The sequence below is a fragment of the Saccharopolyspora sp. NPDC000995 genome, assembly GCF_053599315.1.
Genome location: NZ_JBSFLZ010000160.1, coordinates 1 through 14,105 on the forward strand (window position 1 = coordinate 1; position 14,105 = coordinate 14,105).

At 65.6% G+C, this 14,105-nt stretch carries 11 protein-coding genes; 3 read left to right on the forward strand and 8 right to left on the reverse strand.

Annotated features, from left to right (window positions below; all coding sequences use genetic code 11):
- Positions 1–503: 503 nt before the first annotated feature.
- Positions 504–1,226: a GntR family transcriptional regulator gene (locus ACWDKQ_RS32085; protein WP_450142517.1), complete on the forward strand. Its 723-nt coding sequence runs from the start codon at positions 504–506 to the stop codon at positions 1,224–1,226.
- Between the two features lie 121 nt (positions 1,227–1,347).
- Here the strand turns inward: ACWDKQ_RS32085 and ACWDKQ_RS32090 are convergent, their stop codons facing one another.
- The 6 genes from ACWDKQ_RS32090 to hisD all read right to left on the reverse strand — a co-directional run bounded on the left by ACWDKQ_RS32090 (position 1,348) and on the right by hisD (position 10,319).
- Positions 1,348–2,658: an MFS transporter gene (locus tag ACWDKQ_RS32090; protein WP_450142518.1), complete on the reverse strand. Its 1,311-nt coding sequence runs from the start codon at positions 2,656–2,658 to the stop codon at positions 1,348–1,350.
- A gap of 47 nt (positions 2,659–2,705) precedes the next feature.
- Complete coding sequence (locus ACWDKQ_RS32095) at positions 2,706–4,484, reverse strand: hydantoinase B/oxoprolinase family protein (RefSeq protein ID WP_450142519.1); 1,779 nt, start codon at positions 4,482–4,484, stop codon at positions 2,706–2,708.
- Positions 4,481–6,595 (reverse strand): hydantoinase/oxoprolinase family protein, encoded by a 2,115-nt coding sequence (locus ACWDKQ_RS32100; RefSeq protein ID WP_450142520.1) that lies wholly within the window; start codon positions 6,593–6,595, stop codon positions 4,481–4,483. Before ACWDKQ_RS32100 ends, ACWDKQ_RS32095 begins: the two co-directional genes overlap by 4 nt.
- 102 nt (positions 6,596–6,697) lie before the next feature.
- On the reverse strand, positions 6,698–7,741 hold the full coding sequence (locus tag ACWDKQ_RS32105; protein ID WP_450142527.1) for a pyridoxal phosphate-dependent aminotransferase: 1,044 nt from the start codon (positions 7,739–7,741) through the stop codon (positions 6,698–6,700).
- Positions 7,742–8,241: 500 nt separating this feature from the next.
- On the reverse strand, positions 8,242–9,012 hold the full coding sequence (locus ACWDKQ_RS32110) for an SDR family NAD(P)-dependent oxidoreductase (protein ID WP_450142521.1): 771 nt from the start codon (positions 9,010–9,012) through the stop codon (positions 8,242–8,244).
- Positions 9,009–10,319, reverse strand: coding sequence for a histidinol dehydrogenase (hisD, locus tag ACWDKQ_RS32115; RefSeq protein ID WP_450142522.1), 1,311 nt, complete (start codon positions 10,317–10,319; stop codon positions 9,009–9,011). Before hisD ends, ACWDKQ_RS32110 begins: the two co-directional genes overlap by 4 nt.
- A gap of 106 nt (positions 10,320–10,425) precedes the next feature.
- Here hisD and ACWDKQ_RS32120 point away from each other — a divergent pair, with 106 nt between their 5' ends.
- Positions 10,426–11,418, forward strand: coding sequence for a LacI family DNA-binding transcriptional regulator (locus tag ACWDKQ_RS32120; protein ID WP_450142523.1), 993 nt, complete (start codon positions 10,426–10,428; stop codon positions 11,416–11,418).
- Positions 11,419–12,383: 965 nt separating this feature from the next.
- Here ACWDKQ_RS32120 and ACWDKQ_RS32125 read toward each other — a convergent pair.
- Positions 12,384–12,866 carry a hypothetical protein gene (locus ACWDKQ_RS32125; protein ID WP_450142524.1) on the reverse strand — a complete coding sequence of 161 codons (483 nt, stop codon included), beginning with the start codon at positions 12,864–12,866 and terminating at the stop codon, positions 12,384–12,386.
- A 123-nt stretch (positions 12,867–12,989) separates the two neighbouring features.
- On the opposite strand from ACWDKQ_RS32125, the gene ACWDKQ_RS32130 reads away from it, so the two are divergent.
- Complete coding sequence (locus ACWDKQ_RS32130; RefSeq protein ID WP_450142525.1) at positions 12,990–13,586, forward strand: hypothetical protein; 597 nt, start codon at positions 12,990–12,992, stop codon at positions 13,584–13,586.
- Between the two features lie 266 nt (positions 13,587–13,852).
- On the opposite strand, the gene ACWDKQ_RS32135 is transcribed toward ACWDKQ_RS32130, so the two are convergent.
- Positions 13,853–14,105: SsgA family sporulation/cell division regulator (locus tag ACWDKQ_RS32135; RefSeq protein WP_450142526.1), on the reverse strand; the 253-nt coding region annotated here is incomplete at its 5' end.

Below are 14,105 nucleotides of genomic sequence, written 5' to 3' on the forward strand. Positions count from 1 at the left end.
GCCACCCGGTACGACAAACTCGCTGTCCGTTACGAGGCCACGGTGGTCATCGCGTCTATCAACGAGTGGCTCTGACATCTGAAACAGACCCTAGAACGATCGATTCCAGCGCTCACACCCGTGATTCATTCGGCGCTGTCGATCGTCGCGACCGGGGTGGCCGGGGGCAGCGGCAGTCGTCGAGCATGGCAAGCACACAAGTTGCGAGGTGAAGGTGAACCCCTTGGCGGCCAAGGCGTCACAGCCCTCGAAAGCGCACGCCGATGTCGAGATCGGTCACCAGCGGCGGCAGTTCCTCGCCACGACGGGGCGCGGGTCGGCATCGACGATCTCCCGACACGCCGTCGGTGCCCACAGCCAGCTCGCGTGGTCTGCCGCAGTTGCCGACAGCGGCGGGATGCCTCGCTCATCCGTTGAGGACTCTGATCACGTCGACATATACCGAGGGTAGCAATGTAAGATACTATTAATCCTGAGTGTGATGACGAAAGGGCCTGGTCGACGTGGAGCACCTGCCGGAGTTGGTCAAACCCGTCAAAGGGTCCACGCTGATGGATCAGGCCTACCACAGATTGAGGCGTGACATCATCGAACTCAGGATGCCTCCGGGGCACCGCTTCACCGAGCAGCAAGTCGCCGCTGCCTGGGGGCTCAGCAAGACACCGGTTCGCGAGGCGCTGGCCCGCCTGCACCGCGACGGGCTGGTGGAACCCATTCGGCGGTCCGGGTACGTCGTGGCTTCGGTGACGCTGGCAGACGTCTCCAATCTCTGCGACATGCGTACTCTGCTGCAGGGCGAAGCCGCAGCGCGGTGCGCCACCTTCGGACTGACCCGAGAGCAGCTGTCTCGTCTGCATGAATTGAGCTCCGATGAAAGTTATGGTCAGATGGCGGGCGCGCACCTGACGGAACGCCTGAAACAGAACTTCGAGTTCGAATCGATAATTGCCAACGGTGCCCGAAACGACCGCCTGGCGGCCGCTATAGCCCACATATTCGACGAGATCGAACGGATAGCGCGCATCACCGTTCAGCTCTCGCCCGCAATTTCTCCTGACCGGACCCGGGCGCGCCGGGCGATCGTGGAAGCGATCGAGTCGGGAGACCCGGAGCGCGCCGGCGCTGCAATGCGCAGCCGCGCCGAGTCCGGCAAGCGGGAAATGCTCGATGCCCTGGCGCTCAGTCCCGACGTGGCGTCAGCTCCGATTACGATCAGCACCTCGTAGCGGTGGCGGGAGGGGATCGCAGCGTTCACCCGATCGGGGATCGGCCCGTCGGCGGATCGAGGGGCCGACCCGTGGTCGGCTTGCTCGCGCCTGACGGCCGCCAGCAAGCCGGTAGGCACGTTTACTCGCTGGCCGACTTCGCCAGGCTGACAGGTTCACGGTTCCCGATTCGCTCAGCGGCACGTCCCGCGGTGAACAGAATCACGACAGCCACGACCATCACCGCTGCGATGAGCAACAGGGCAGGCGTGTAGCTGCCCGTTTTGCTTTGGATGAGTCCCGTGAGGTAAGGCCCGACCAACCCGCTCGTGTTGCTCACGGAATTGATCAGCGCGATACCTGCAGCCGCGGCTGAGCCGCTGAGTGCGATCGCCGGAATTCGCCAGAACTGCGCAAACGCCGCGTAGATGCCGGCAACGCTCACGCAGACCGCGATGATGAAGACCGCTCCGCTCTGGGCAAAAGTGGCGAACACGAGTCCCGCGATCCCGACCAGCATCGGCACGGTAGTAGCGAGAACGGCTGAGTAGCGAGCCCCCAGCCGGGCCCAGACGATCATGGCAGTCAGTGCGGCGAAGTAAGGAATAGCCGCGAGAAGGACGCCGGACACGCTCCCGACGGAACTCAGCGTGTGGTTGAGCGTATCGATCATGGTCGGCAGGAAGTACGCAAGCGGATAGAGTCCGAACACCACCCCGAAAAAGGCAACCGCGAGCGCCCAGATTCGGCCACTGGTGAGTGCCTGGCGCATTCCGGTCAGTGCGCCGTGAGCCGAGTGCTCGTCCTTTTCGGTTTGCAGCGTCTGCTCGACGTAGGCGCGTTCCTCGGCGGATAGCCACTTCGCGCTGCTCGGCCGGTTGGGTAGCAACAGCAGCACGATGACGCCGACAACTACTGTAGCGGCCCCCTCGACCAAGAACAGGGAGCGCCAACCGGAAATCCCGAGCAGCGTCTCGCCCCATTTGAGCAGCGCGGCGGCGATCGGGGCACCGACGATGTTGGAGATAGGAATCATGAGAAAGAAGGTTGAAAGCGCCCAGGTGCGCTGTTTCTTGGGGTACCAGTACGTCAGGTAAAGAATGATTCCCGCCGACAAACCCGCCTCAGCGATGCCCAGCACGATTCGAGCTATGTACAGCTGCGAGGAGGAATGGACAAGCGACGTCACGGCGGTGACAACACCCCAGGAGATGATGATCCGCGAGATCCAGATTCGGGCTCCGAAGCGCTCGAGCAGCATGTTGCTCGGCACCTCCATCAGGATGTATCCGATGAAGAACAGGCTCGCGGCGAGACCAAGAGTCGCAGCCGACAAACCCAGATCGGCGGACAGCGGCTTGGCGATGTAGCCGAGGTTTGCTCGGTCGATATAACTGACCATGAACGCGAGCCCGATCACAGGCATGATCCGGAAGCTGATCTTGCGCCACATGCGCGCCTCAGCCTTAGGCCCAAGTGTGGGAGGCGCCTTGCAATCAGTCATGACTGAGACCCTTCGTAATGTGGCTTCGGCGAAGCTATGACGCCGCGATCTTGTGTGGAACGTGCCTGCTCTGTGGCTTTCCTGTCTACCGACGCCGTGGCACTATCAATCACGACGCCGTAGTCCAGCAGCGCTCCTTCCATCGTCACCTTGCCCTCGATGACGTCCTCGAGGACATCGTTTGGGTCGCGCTCGAATGGGGCTCCATAGCCACCGCCGCCGGCTGTGAGGTGGCGAAGCGTGTTACCTCGCTGCACCATGAGGAACGGCTTGGTGTCCAGTATCTGCTCGTTCTCGGTGCCGCGGTTGAGTAGGTTCAGCGACGGTGCGCCCTCGCGACCGCCGTGCAGCCCGTATGGCTTCGAGGTGCGTCGATCGGATCGGATCTGCATGGTCGCGCCGGTGCACAGAAGTGTCATGTCACGCACGAGCGACAGCCCACCACGGTACTTTCCCGCACCGCCCGAGTCGGGCACGAAGCCGTACGCGTCGATCCGGACGTGTCCGGACGACTCGACCTCTTCCACGGGGATGTTGGCCATGTTGGCGCCGAGCGGGCTGATCCCGTCATTGCCGTCTCCGGCACGGGTAGCTCCCCACGAGCCCATGAAAAAGTCCCAGACGATCACCTGCTTGCCATCGGCCTCCGTCACGCCCAGCGCCACGGAGCCCGGACCGCCGTCACCTGCGGCGGGTACGTGCTGCGGGAGCGCGGGGGCCAGCGCGCCCAGGACGAGATCGATGAGCCGGTAGGCGACAAGGCCCCGTGCACCCCGGGCGGCCGGTCGTCGGCCGTTGAGGATCGAACCCTCGGGAATGATGAACTGGAAGGGCCGATAGAAGCCACTGTTCGCCGGAATGTTCGAGCCCAACGCCCCCTGAAGCGCCGCATACGAGGCAGACCGGGTGAACGACGAGGTGGCATTCAACGCGGACGCCACCTGTGGCGACGAGCCGGTGAAATCGAACGTGATGTCGCTGCCGATAATGGTGATGCAGACCTTGAAAGGGATCGGCCCCGAACCGAGACCGTCCTCGTCGATCTGATCCTCGAAGACGTAGACGCCGTCGGGTGCCTGCTCCAGCGCACCGCGGACGAGCGCCTCGGAATAGTCGAGCAGCTCGTCTACCAGTGCCCGGTATTCGCCGACGCCGTAGCGGGCCGCGAGGCTCCTCATGCCGTTGGCACCGGCGTGACACGCGGCGAGCTGCGATTCAAGATCGCCCCGCGTCAGCTCCGGTTCACGCACATTCCGAAGAATGAGTTGGAAGAATGTCTCGTTGAACACGCCGGCATGTGCTAGGCGCAACGGCGGAATCTGGATCCCCTCGGCGAAGATGTTGGTGGACTGCGAGGCCATGGAGCCAGGAGACCACCCCCCGACGTCGCTGTGATTCACGACAGTCACCGCGTAACCGAGAAGGTCGCCGTCGAAGAAGACCGGCGCGATGATGAAGATGTCCGGCAGGTGCATCCCGCCAAGGCTGGGGTCGTTCAAGATGTAGACGTCGCCCTCGGTGATCTCTTTGCCGAAGGCGTCGAGCACTGCCTGCATGGCGTCGGGGATCGAGCCGAGGTGCACCGGGCAGGTGTTCGCCTGCGCGATGGTCCGACCGGTGTGATCACACAGCGCTGCGGAAAAGTCCATGCTCGAAGCCACGATCTGCGAATGCGCAGTCCTGAGGATCGTGATCGCGAGCTCATCCGCGAGACCGTCTACCGCGTTGCGGAAAACCTCGAACGTTGCCGGGTCGCGCAGAATTTTGTCGGTCATTCGCCCACCTCGCTGCTGTTCCAGGTGATGATGATGTTGTTGTGGCCGTCGAGATGCGCATAAGCGCCGGGAGGTACCAGCGTCGTCGAGTCCATGTCCTCGATGACCATCGGGCCCGCCTTCGCCTCGGCATCCAGGTGCGTCCGCTGGATGACAGGCGTTTCGATGTCCGACTCGAAACGGCAGACGCGAGATGTCGGCGGACGAGGCCCGCCTGACGGCAGTGCCAACGCTTGGTCGATGCTGACGGGATTGGGCACGACTCCCCGAACACGGACGTTGACGACCTCGATGAGTTCGTCGCCGCTCGCTCGGCCGTAGGTCTTGAGATGCTCCGTGTGGAACCGGTTGAACGTCGCCGCCACGAGCTGCTCGTCGATGTGCCCGTCGGGCATTGGAATGCGCAGTTCGAAACGCTGACCCCGGTACCGAATGTCCATGAGACGCTCGATGGTGATCGCCTCCGCGTTGGCTGGCGCCAGACGGGCGAGTACCTCCGCACGCAGTCCCTCGAACTGATCCGCGAGAACCGTGAGATCATGCATCTCTGGGTTGTATGGCGCGGCCACCTGGTACTCGGTGTCGGCCACCAAAAGACCGAGGCTGCTGAAGAGTCCGGTGTGGACGGGTACGACCACCTTCTGGATACCGAGCTCCTGTGCGAGCTCCGCGGCATAAAGCGGGCCAGCTCCCCCGAACGCGACCATCACCGAGTCGCGCGGGTCGCGACCGCGCTCGCTCGTGACGGCCTTGACCGCAGAGGTCATGTTCGAGACGGCGATCTCATATGCGCCACGGGCCGCGTTTTTCAATTCCTTGTCGATCTCCGCGGCGATCGGTTCAAGTGCTTTGTGCGCCAGCGCAGGAGAGATCTCGACGCGACCGCCCGCAATCGCCTCGGCATTCAGATAGCCGAGCACGACGTTCGCATCAGTCAGCGTCGGACTGTCACCGCCCTGCCCGTAACACGCCGGCCCAGGGCGCGAACCTGCGCTCTGGGGACCGACATGCAATGCGCCGGCGGTGTCGACGTTGATGATGCTTCCGCCACCTGCGCCGACCTCGGCGATGTCAATGGAGGGAACCCGGATCGTGTACCCGGCCCCTTTGCCCATGTTGCGCGTGAGGTTCATTTCGCCGCCGACCTCGTAGTCGCCAGCGACGAAAGGCTTGCCGTCCTCGATGAGAGACGCCTTGGCTGTCGTACCTCCCATGTCGAAGGCGACGACATTGTCGAGCTCCAAGAGCTGCGCCAGCTTCTGAACGGCGATCACACCGGCGGCTGGTCCCGATTCGATGATCTGGACTGGCTTTTCGGCGACCGACTGGGCATCGAGCAGCCCACCGGACGACTGCATGATGGAGAACGGCGCGGTGATGTTCCGCTGACGCAGCCCGGCGTTTAGTTCCGTGACATAGGTGTGCACGACGGGTCCGACATAGGAGTTGACGACCGCGGTACTCGTGCGCTCGAACTCCCCCAGCTCCGGGGAGAGGTCGACCGACGCGGACACGTAAACCCCTGGCAGCAGAGCCCGTAGGGCATCGGCAACCTTTCGCTCCTCATCGGGGGCGAGGTGAGAGTTGATGAGGCAGACCGCCACCGCTTCGATCTCGTCGTCGATGAGGCGCTGGGCGAGCAGCTCGAGTTCCCTGTCCTCGACCGGGGTGAGCACCGAGCCGTCGGATGTGATCCGCTGGACGACCTCGTGGCGGTCTCGTCGCTTGGCCAGCGGGACAGGCTTCTTCCAGGACAAGTCGTAGAGCAGCGGCCGACGAAGACGGCCAATTTCGAGTACGTCCTTGAAACCGGCGGTCGTCACCACTGCCGTTCTGGCACCGCGGCGCTCGAGGATGGCATTGGTCGCGACGGTCGTGGCGTGTAGGACGCCGGTGACGGCGTCGGGCTCGACGTCGGCCAGGTGCAAGGCGTCCACCGCGCCGTCAATGACACCCGTCCCAAAGTCCGGCGGCGTGGAAAGGACCTTCACCGGCACAATCCGTGCGCCGGGCCCCAACGCGATGACGTCCGTGAAGGTGCCACCGATGTCGGCAGCTACCAGCCAGCCGGGAGAGCCCTGATGGAGCGAGCTACTCGACGTGTGATCCATGTGCTTCCTTGAAGTGGGGACTGCTACGACCAGTAGGAGTCGATCGAGGTAAGGGACAGTTGCGACGGAGCTCCGTTAAACGACTGGGCCGTCAGGCGAGCCTCATTGCTGCGGGAGCAGCTTCAGGCGGGCGACTGCTCGTTCGATGTTCTCCGCGGTTCCTCCGTAGAGGACTCTGGCGAAGGACCCGTTCCCGTAGAAACGGTCTCCGGTCGACGCCGGGACTCCGACATCCAGCAGGGCAGCCTCCAGTTCCTCACCGTGCAGCCCCGTTCGGGAGAAGTCGACGAAACAGAAGATCCCGGCGAGCGGTGTGCTCGCGCTGAAACCGGCCGCGGCGACGCCGTCGAGGAGCAGGTCGCGACGCCAGCGGAACGTGCTGAACTCTCGCTCCAGCCAGTCACGAGGGCCGGTGAGAGCAGCGTGAGCCGCGATCTGAGGGATGTCCCCGACGTTGATGGCATCGCATTCGAATGCACGGTGAACCGCGTCGAGTAGGTCGCACGGCGCATGGATGTAGCCGACGCGCCAGCTGGAGAGCGCAAGGTTCTTACTAAAACTGGTGACCGTGACCAGACGGTCGTAGACGTGCCTGAGCCGCATCTGTGGCACGTAGCCGGGTCCGTCGTGGACATAGTCCTCGTAGGATTCGTCAGCGAAAATGTACAGGCCGTGCTTCTTCGCGAACTCGAGCAACGCGAGAAGTTCGTCCTCAGTGGGCACGTTCCCGGTCGGGTTGTTCGGATTGCAGACAATGATCGCCTTGGTTGCTCCGGTGACCGCCGAGGTCAGGTCGTCGAGCGGGACGGCCCAATCGTCGTGCGCGTCCGACTGCACGTAGCGGGGTACGGCGCCCGCCATCCGCACCACGGCGTCGAAGAAGTAGGTCGGCGCCGGGATGATGACCTCGTCACCGGGCGACAGAAGCGCACGGAGGGCGATGCTCATACCGTGTTGGGCCCCGTGCGTTATCACGAGTTCTGTGTCGGGGTCGACTTTGAGCCCATATCGCGTCGCGAGCTGAGAGGCGATGGAGGAACGCAGGGCATACGATCCGCGGCTCTCTCTCGGGAAGACGGCTCCCGCTGATCGGACGACAGCGTCGACCACATGGGGAGGCATCGGCAGCATCGGCACCCCTTGCATGGCGACGATGTCGGCGCCCTCCCGCCGGCGTGCGGCGGTCCGCTCCCAGAGGTCAAGGGTCGGCAAGCGATCGTACACGTGGCACCCCTTCCTAGGGGTTCTAAGATACTAGAAGCGCGTAATTCATATACATATATTCTCTTGCAAGTATCCATGTCAACCCCTGATGGCGTCTTTCTAGCCCGCCTGACCTGGCGTTACGCGCCTGATATCCGGGAAACGAGCACCCCATACCCGCGAGGTCCGACAGACCGGTTTAAGGCGTCGACAGAGTGGTCGGCAGGGGGCCATGAACGCGCTCGCGGCAGCGTCCGGTCATCACATTTTCGATCAGATGGGCTGACGCCCACGCGCGGTGCAGTCGCTTCCGAGAGGGAGATCAGCGCCACTGCTCAGCGATGAGCCGCCACGTTCACATCGCGAGGGCGGGGCGAGAGACCGAATCGGCAGCACATGTCACCGCGACGCGCTGACTCCCTCACCCCGCACGACCGTTGGACTCATCGGGCGACCATGCCTGCCGACAGGTCGATGTCTGCGCCACACAATCCCGGCATGTTCAGCATCGCGACCACGGCCAGGGCGACTTCCTCCTCGGTTACCATTCGGTGCAGCGCAGCGCGGGAGACGTATGCCTCCTCAGCCTCGGCATAGGTCCGGCCCGTGCGCTCGGCTTCGAGGGTGAAGTTGCGGTGCATCCGGGGTCCGTCGACCGGCCCCGGCGACAACGTGTTCACAGCGACGCCAGCCGGTCCGACCTCGTAGGCCAGCGTCGAGGTCAGTCCGATCACCGCCAGCTTCGACGCGGTGTAGGGGGTGCGCCCGGCCAACGGCCGCTTCCCCGACACCGACGCCAGGTTGATCACGTCGCCGCTTCCCCGCTTCACCATTGGTGGCAGGAACGCCTGGCACATGAGAAAGACCCCGCGCACGTTGACGGCGAAGACCTCGTCCCAGTTCTCCACGGAGATGTCGGTCAATGGTGCGACCGGCCCAGCGATCCCGGCGTTGTTGACCAGGATCGACACCTGCTCGCCACGCAGCTCCGCGGCGAGCGCGGCCACTGACGCCTCGTCCGCGGTGTCGACGGTCGCCACCCGGACGTTGGCTCCGCATTGCTTCGCGACCAAGTCGAGCTTGTCACGGTTGCGGCCGGTCAGGATGACCCGCGCGCCACGCTCGGTGAGCCCGAGCGCGATCGCGCGCCCCAGTCCGTTGCCTGCGCCCGTGACCAGAGCCGTCCGCCCGGTGATCCGCGCGTCGGCACTCATCGGACGCTCGCCGGGGCCCAGGGCAGGTCGGCGCCGCCGAACTTATGGGCCCGCACGTCGCCGGACCGGGCGTGGCCCTCGAAAGACTCGACGCGGGCCGCGCGGCCGCACAACTGGCCGAGTGCGGCGCTGAAGGCCGGGTCGGTGACCTCCTGGTAGGTGACGGTCTTGAGGTACTTGCCGACCCACAGGCCGCCGGTGTAGTTCGCCGCACCGCGGGTGGGCAGGGTGTGGTTGGTGCCGATGACCTTGTCGCCGTAGGACACGCATGTCCCCTCACCTAGGAACAGAGCGCCGTAGTTGCGCATCTTCGCGAGCGCCTCCCGCGGGTTCTCGGTGAGGATCTGTACGTGCTCGGAGGCGTAGCGGTCGGCGAGGGCATAGGCCGCATCGAGGTCCTCGACGACGGCGATCTCGCCGTGGTTCCGCCAGGCCGGACCGGCGAAGTCGGCGGTCGGCATGTCCGGCAGGATCTCGTCGACCAACTCGATGACACGGCGGCCGAGCTTCTCCGAGGTGGCGATCAGCACCGCGGGCGAGTCCGGCCCGTGCTCGGCCTGGCTGAGCAGGTCCACCGCCACGACGAACGGGTCGGCATGCTCGTCGGCGACGATGAGGACCTCGGTTGGACCGGCGAACAGGTCGATGCCGACCTCGCCGAACAGCTGCCGTTTGGCCTCGGCCACGTAGGCGTTGCCGGGCCCGGCCAGCAGGTCGACCTTGCCGATGGTCTCGGTGCCAACCGCCATCGCCGCCACGGCCTGCGTCCCGCCTAGCAGCAGGACCTCGTCCGCACCCGCCAGATGCATCGCCGCGACCGTAGCGGCAGGGATCTCGCCGCGGATCGGCGGCGTGCACGCGGTGACCCGCTCGACGCCTGCCATCTTCGCCGTCAGCACGGTCATGTGGGCAGAGGCGACCAGTGGGTAGCGCCCGCCCGGGATGTAGGCGCCCACAGACCCCACCGGGATGTTCTTCTGACCCAGGAACACCCCGGGCTCCGTCTCGACCTCGAAGTCGTGCAGGGACTCTTTCTGCGCCTGCGCGAACCGTCGCACCCGGTCCTGCACAGTCTTGATGTCGGCGATCGCCTGGTCCGGCACGGTCTCGACGATCTTCGCGATCTCCTCCTCAGAGAGCCGGAACTGCTCGGGCGACCACTTGTCGAACTTCTCGGAGTACTCGCGGACCGCGACATCGCCACGGGCGCGGATGTCGGCGATGACCCCGACGACGGTGTCACGCACGGCCTGCTGGTGAGCGCTGTCCTGCCCCTTCGCCGACGACGCCTTCAGATAGTTCACCATTGTTGGGCTCCTTTGCTCGAGACACGCAGAGACTCAATCGCATACGTATACTTGTCAATTAGGGGTGTCGGCGACCAAGGAGCGCGATATATCCGTGGTGAAAAGAGTGACCAGCTTCGACGTCGCGAAGCTCGCGGGAGTGTCCCAGCCGACCGTCTCGCGGGCGCTGCGCAACATACCCGGAACCTCGCCACAGACGCGGCAGAAAGTGCTAGAGGCCGCGACACAGCTGACCTACATCCCCAGCGACTCGGCCCGCTCGCTGTCGACGACGCGCAGCCGACGCATAGCAGTGGTGTCCGAGGAGCTGACCAACCCCTACTACCCAGAGCTGGTCGAACCGCTGCGCCGCAACCTCGCCGAGCGCGACCTGCGCACCGTGGTCGTCACAGACTCCGAGCATCGCAAGGTCGGCCCGGAGGTCCTCGCCGACGGTTCCTACGACGGCGTCATCCTCACCACGACCCTGCGCACCTCCGCACTCCCCCGTGATCTGACCGAGCGGGATATCCCGCACGTCCTGACTAACCGGGTACTCGACCACCCTGAGTCGCCCTCGTGCTCGGTGGACAACGCCTCAGGCGCCCGCGCAATCGCGGATCTGCTGGCCGGGCTCGGGCATCAACGGGTAGCCATGGTCCAGGGGCCCGTCTCCACCTCGACCGGCCGGGAGCGAGCCAAGGCCCTCGGAGAGGCCCTACTCAAACGAGGCGTCCACGTGCGCCGAGACCAGGCACTGCGCACGAACTTCGGTCACGACACCGGCAGAGCGGCCGCCAGCGAGCTGCTCGACCGCGCGGACCCACCGACCGCGATCGTCGGCGGCAACGACGTGATCGCCCTCGGGATCCTCTCCGCCGCCCGTGAACGCGGACTGCGCGTGCCCGAAGATCTCACCGTCGTCGGATTCGACGATATCCCGATGGCAGGCTGGCCCCTCGTCAACCTGACCACCATCCGCTGCGACCTAGAGGAATTGGCCCGCGTCTCCGTCGAGCTGCTGCAACAAACCATGGCTTCGCCAGAGCCACTGGTGACCAAGCGCCGGGTACCGGTCTCATTGATTCTGCGCGGCACCCATGGGCCCCGCCGACCATGACGCGACCCGCAGGTAGTGCGCGCGCCAGCGTGGGCTCCGACCGAAGGCGGAGCCGGAGCTGTCCTATGCTGTTGATCTGCGGTGCCTCAAGTTGAGTGGCACTCGGATCACGATGTTGTGCCAGTGGATATGAGGTAACTCAGCGAGCTGTGCATCCGGGTTGGCGCGTCGCCGGCTGACGACATAGTCGCTTAGGACGGAGTAGGACATCTCGACTTCGTGGTGGTCCAGCAGGCACGCACCACTGAGCCAGCGCAGCCACCGCGTCGGCGTTGCGGACGTCGACAGTGCAGGGCACGCTGCGGCCCGGGGCTGGGAGCTCGGCTGCCACCCGGCGGGGCCGCCGCCTCGTCGACGTCGGCGACCCCACCCGTCATGCTGAGCCGCCTTACCAGGTGGCGGGTCAGACCTTCGCCAATCCCGGCGGCCGCGCCGGTGACAACGGCCAGGCCACCGCCGGAAAACTCCTTCCTACGTCGCCATGCTCGCTCGCCCAGGGTTCTCCGGGTTTGGCTGTCGCGCTGGTGCCGGCCCCGCGGCAGTCGAGCCCCCGCACTCCGGCCGAGGCCTGGTCGGGCTTCGCCAGGTCGACGGATTGAGGGCAAAGGCCCTTCCTTGCAGGGGTTCTGAAGGAGATTGGCGCGCCAACGGTCCAGTTAGCACTTCTCTGGGGCGCCAGATTCCTTCCGGCAAATCGGCTGCCGTGCCACCATATCTCTTCTGATCTCGATGGTGACGTGGGTGATCCCCGCCCGCCAGGTCGGATCCTGGGCGGCCAGCCACGCCGCGGCGTCCACCCCGGCCCGGCCTTCGACCTGCCCCAGCACCCCGTGTCCCCCGGTCCACGGTTGGGTCGGACCGGGGCGCCCTGCCGGAATTGCTCCCGGTGGGTTTCCCCGGCCCGCCCTCCGCACCCGGCGTGCGAATTACTCCGCACCGGGCGCTCCACGTGTCTTGCCCACTGGTCAGCTGCCGGTGGCGGCGGCTGCCGGTTTCGGGGTCCACGGGGTCGGGATCCTCGTGGCGCACAACACCGTCTGCCAGCGGTCGGCATCGGCCACCCACTCCCCAGTGGACCGGTCACGGTGATACAGGGAGGGCTTGCCACGGCGATGATCGTCGATGCCCAGCACCGCCACCGGCGGCAACACCCCGCCGCCCACCGACCTCTGGGGGCGGGCGGCCAGATCGGTGCCGACAGCACCGGGATCCGCGTCGGCCACCCTCGGGTCACCGCCGCCCGCGGTCTCCCCGTCCTGACGATCGGGCCCGGCATCGCAGGCCACACCGGCCCCACGGTCGGTGGTCGTGGTGGTGTCGGTGACCACGATCCCCGCCTCGGCGGCCACCCCGACGAACGCGTCATGCACGGTGTGCCAGGCCATCCCGACCCCGGCGGCCACCCGGGACACCGGCACCAGCCAGTCCCCGCCCAGATGCCCCGTCACCGTCCTGGCGTGCGACGAGATCCTGGCTCGCCGATCGGCCAGCGGCCCCGTCTCGACGAAGCTCGCGTTAGGGACCGTCGATCATCAACGCGGGCAGAGTAGACCTTGGTAGGGCGCGCGGGGTTGTTCGAGGCGGCCACGCGCAGCTTCGCCAGGATCGCCGATACGTTCAAGGACGCGTTGACCAGCAACGCCCCAAGGGCCACCGTCCGGGCGGTGCGCGGTGGCGGCTGGGAGATCCGCTTGGGGCAGGTCGTGCTCACCCTGACCGGTCCCACGCTGACGGCAGAATCGGCATGGGGCTCGTGGGGCGGCCCTGCCTTCGACGTGATCGCGCACGCCGAGATCGATCTCCTCATCCCGGTCGACAGGTACGGCTACGAAGGGCGTGAGCACTCGTTGTGGTTCTGCGACGCTGCCCCTACCGGCCAGGGCAGCTACCAGTGGTTCGAGACGGCGTTTATGGTCTCTCCCATGCTCCACTACCAGGTGCGGCAGGACCCGTTCGCACTGAACCCCGGCACGGAAGCGGCCAAGGCACTGTGGAACGGCGTGGCGGAGTGGCAGCTCGCCTGGCCGTTTACACCGCTGACCGTGGGTGACCTGGACGAGTTCATCGGCAGGTGGGCGGGATGGTTGGCCACAGCCTCGAACGGCAGGCTGAGCCACCCCAGCTCGATGCCCGAACGGCGTCCGGATAACAGCTTCCGCCGCCAGTGACCACCAGTAGCCGATCACTCCTGTCGTGCGCGGCCGTACGTGCCGAAGGGTCCTGGCCGCCGGCCGGGACGCAGTGGTGGTGATGGCGTTGGACCTCGCCCGCGCCGCCAAGGAAGCAGGAGTGCCGTTGGATCGTGTCACCAGGCCCCAGGTGTAACCCGACCGGTCGACTTGGATCCGTAGACGCCAGTGGCAGCATGCCGTGCCCAGTCATGTACAACGGGTGAATAGTCGTAGTGTGGTTCAGGCGAGGGGCCGGGATGGCACTACAGGTTGTGCGAGAGCAGCCGGCTCAGCGTCTCATCGAAGTTCATCCACCGGTGTTCGTCACCGGGCGCGACCGCGTCGTAGGTATCGTTCAGGAACTCCACAAGCTGATCAGCATCCACCTCGAAGGTCGCCTGCCCCGACGGCGAGCTCAACTCGATCATGACCAACCCCGAAGAGTCCAGGCGGGGGCGGATGCGCACGTCGCCTTCGCCTGCCTCGGCGACCAGCCCGTCGGCCAGCAGGTCGCGG

Coding starts and splice junctions, on each gene's coding strand:
- ACWDKQ_RS32090 (WP_450142518.1), bottom strand. CDS start 2,658: ATGTGGCGCAAGATCAGCTTCCGGATCATGCCTGTGATCGGGCTCGCG.
- ACWDKQ_RS32095 (WP_450142519.1), bottom strand. CDS start 4,484: ATGACCGACAAAATTCTGCGCGACCCGGCAACGTTCGAGGTTTTCCGC.
- ACWDKQ_RS32100 (WP_450142520.1), bottom strand. CDS start 6,595: ATGGATCACACGTCGAGTAGCTCGCTCCATCAGGGCTCTCCCGGCTGG.
- ACWDKQ_RS32105 (WP_450142527.1), bottom strand. CDS start 7,741: ATGCAAGGGGTGCCGATGCTGCCGATGCCTCCCCATGTGGTCGACGCT.
- ACWDKQ_RS32110 (WP_450142521.1), bottom strand. CDS start 9,012: ATGAGTGCCGACGCGCGGATCACCGGGCGGACGGCTCTGGTCACGGGC.
- hisD (WP_450142522.1), bottom strand. CDS start 10,319: ATGGTGAACTATCTGAAGGCGTCGTCGGCGAAGGGGCAGGACAGCGCT.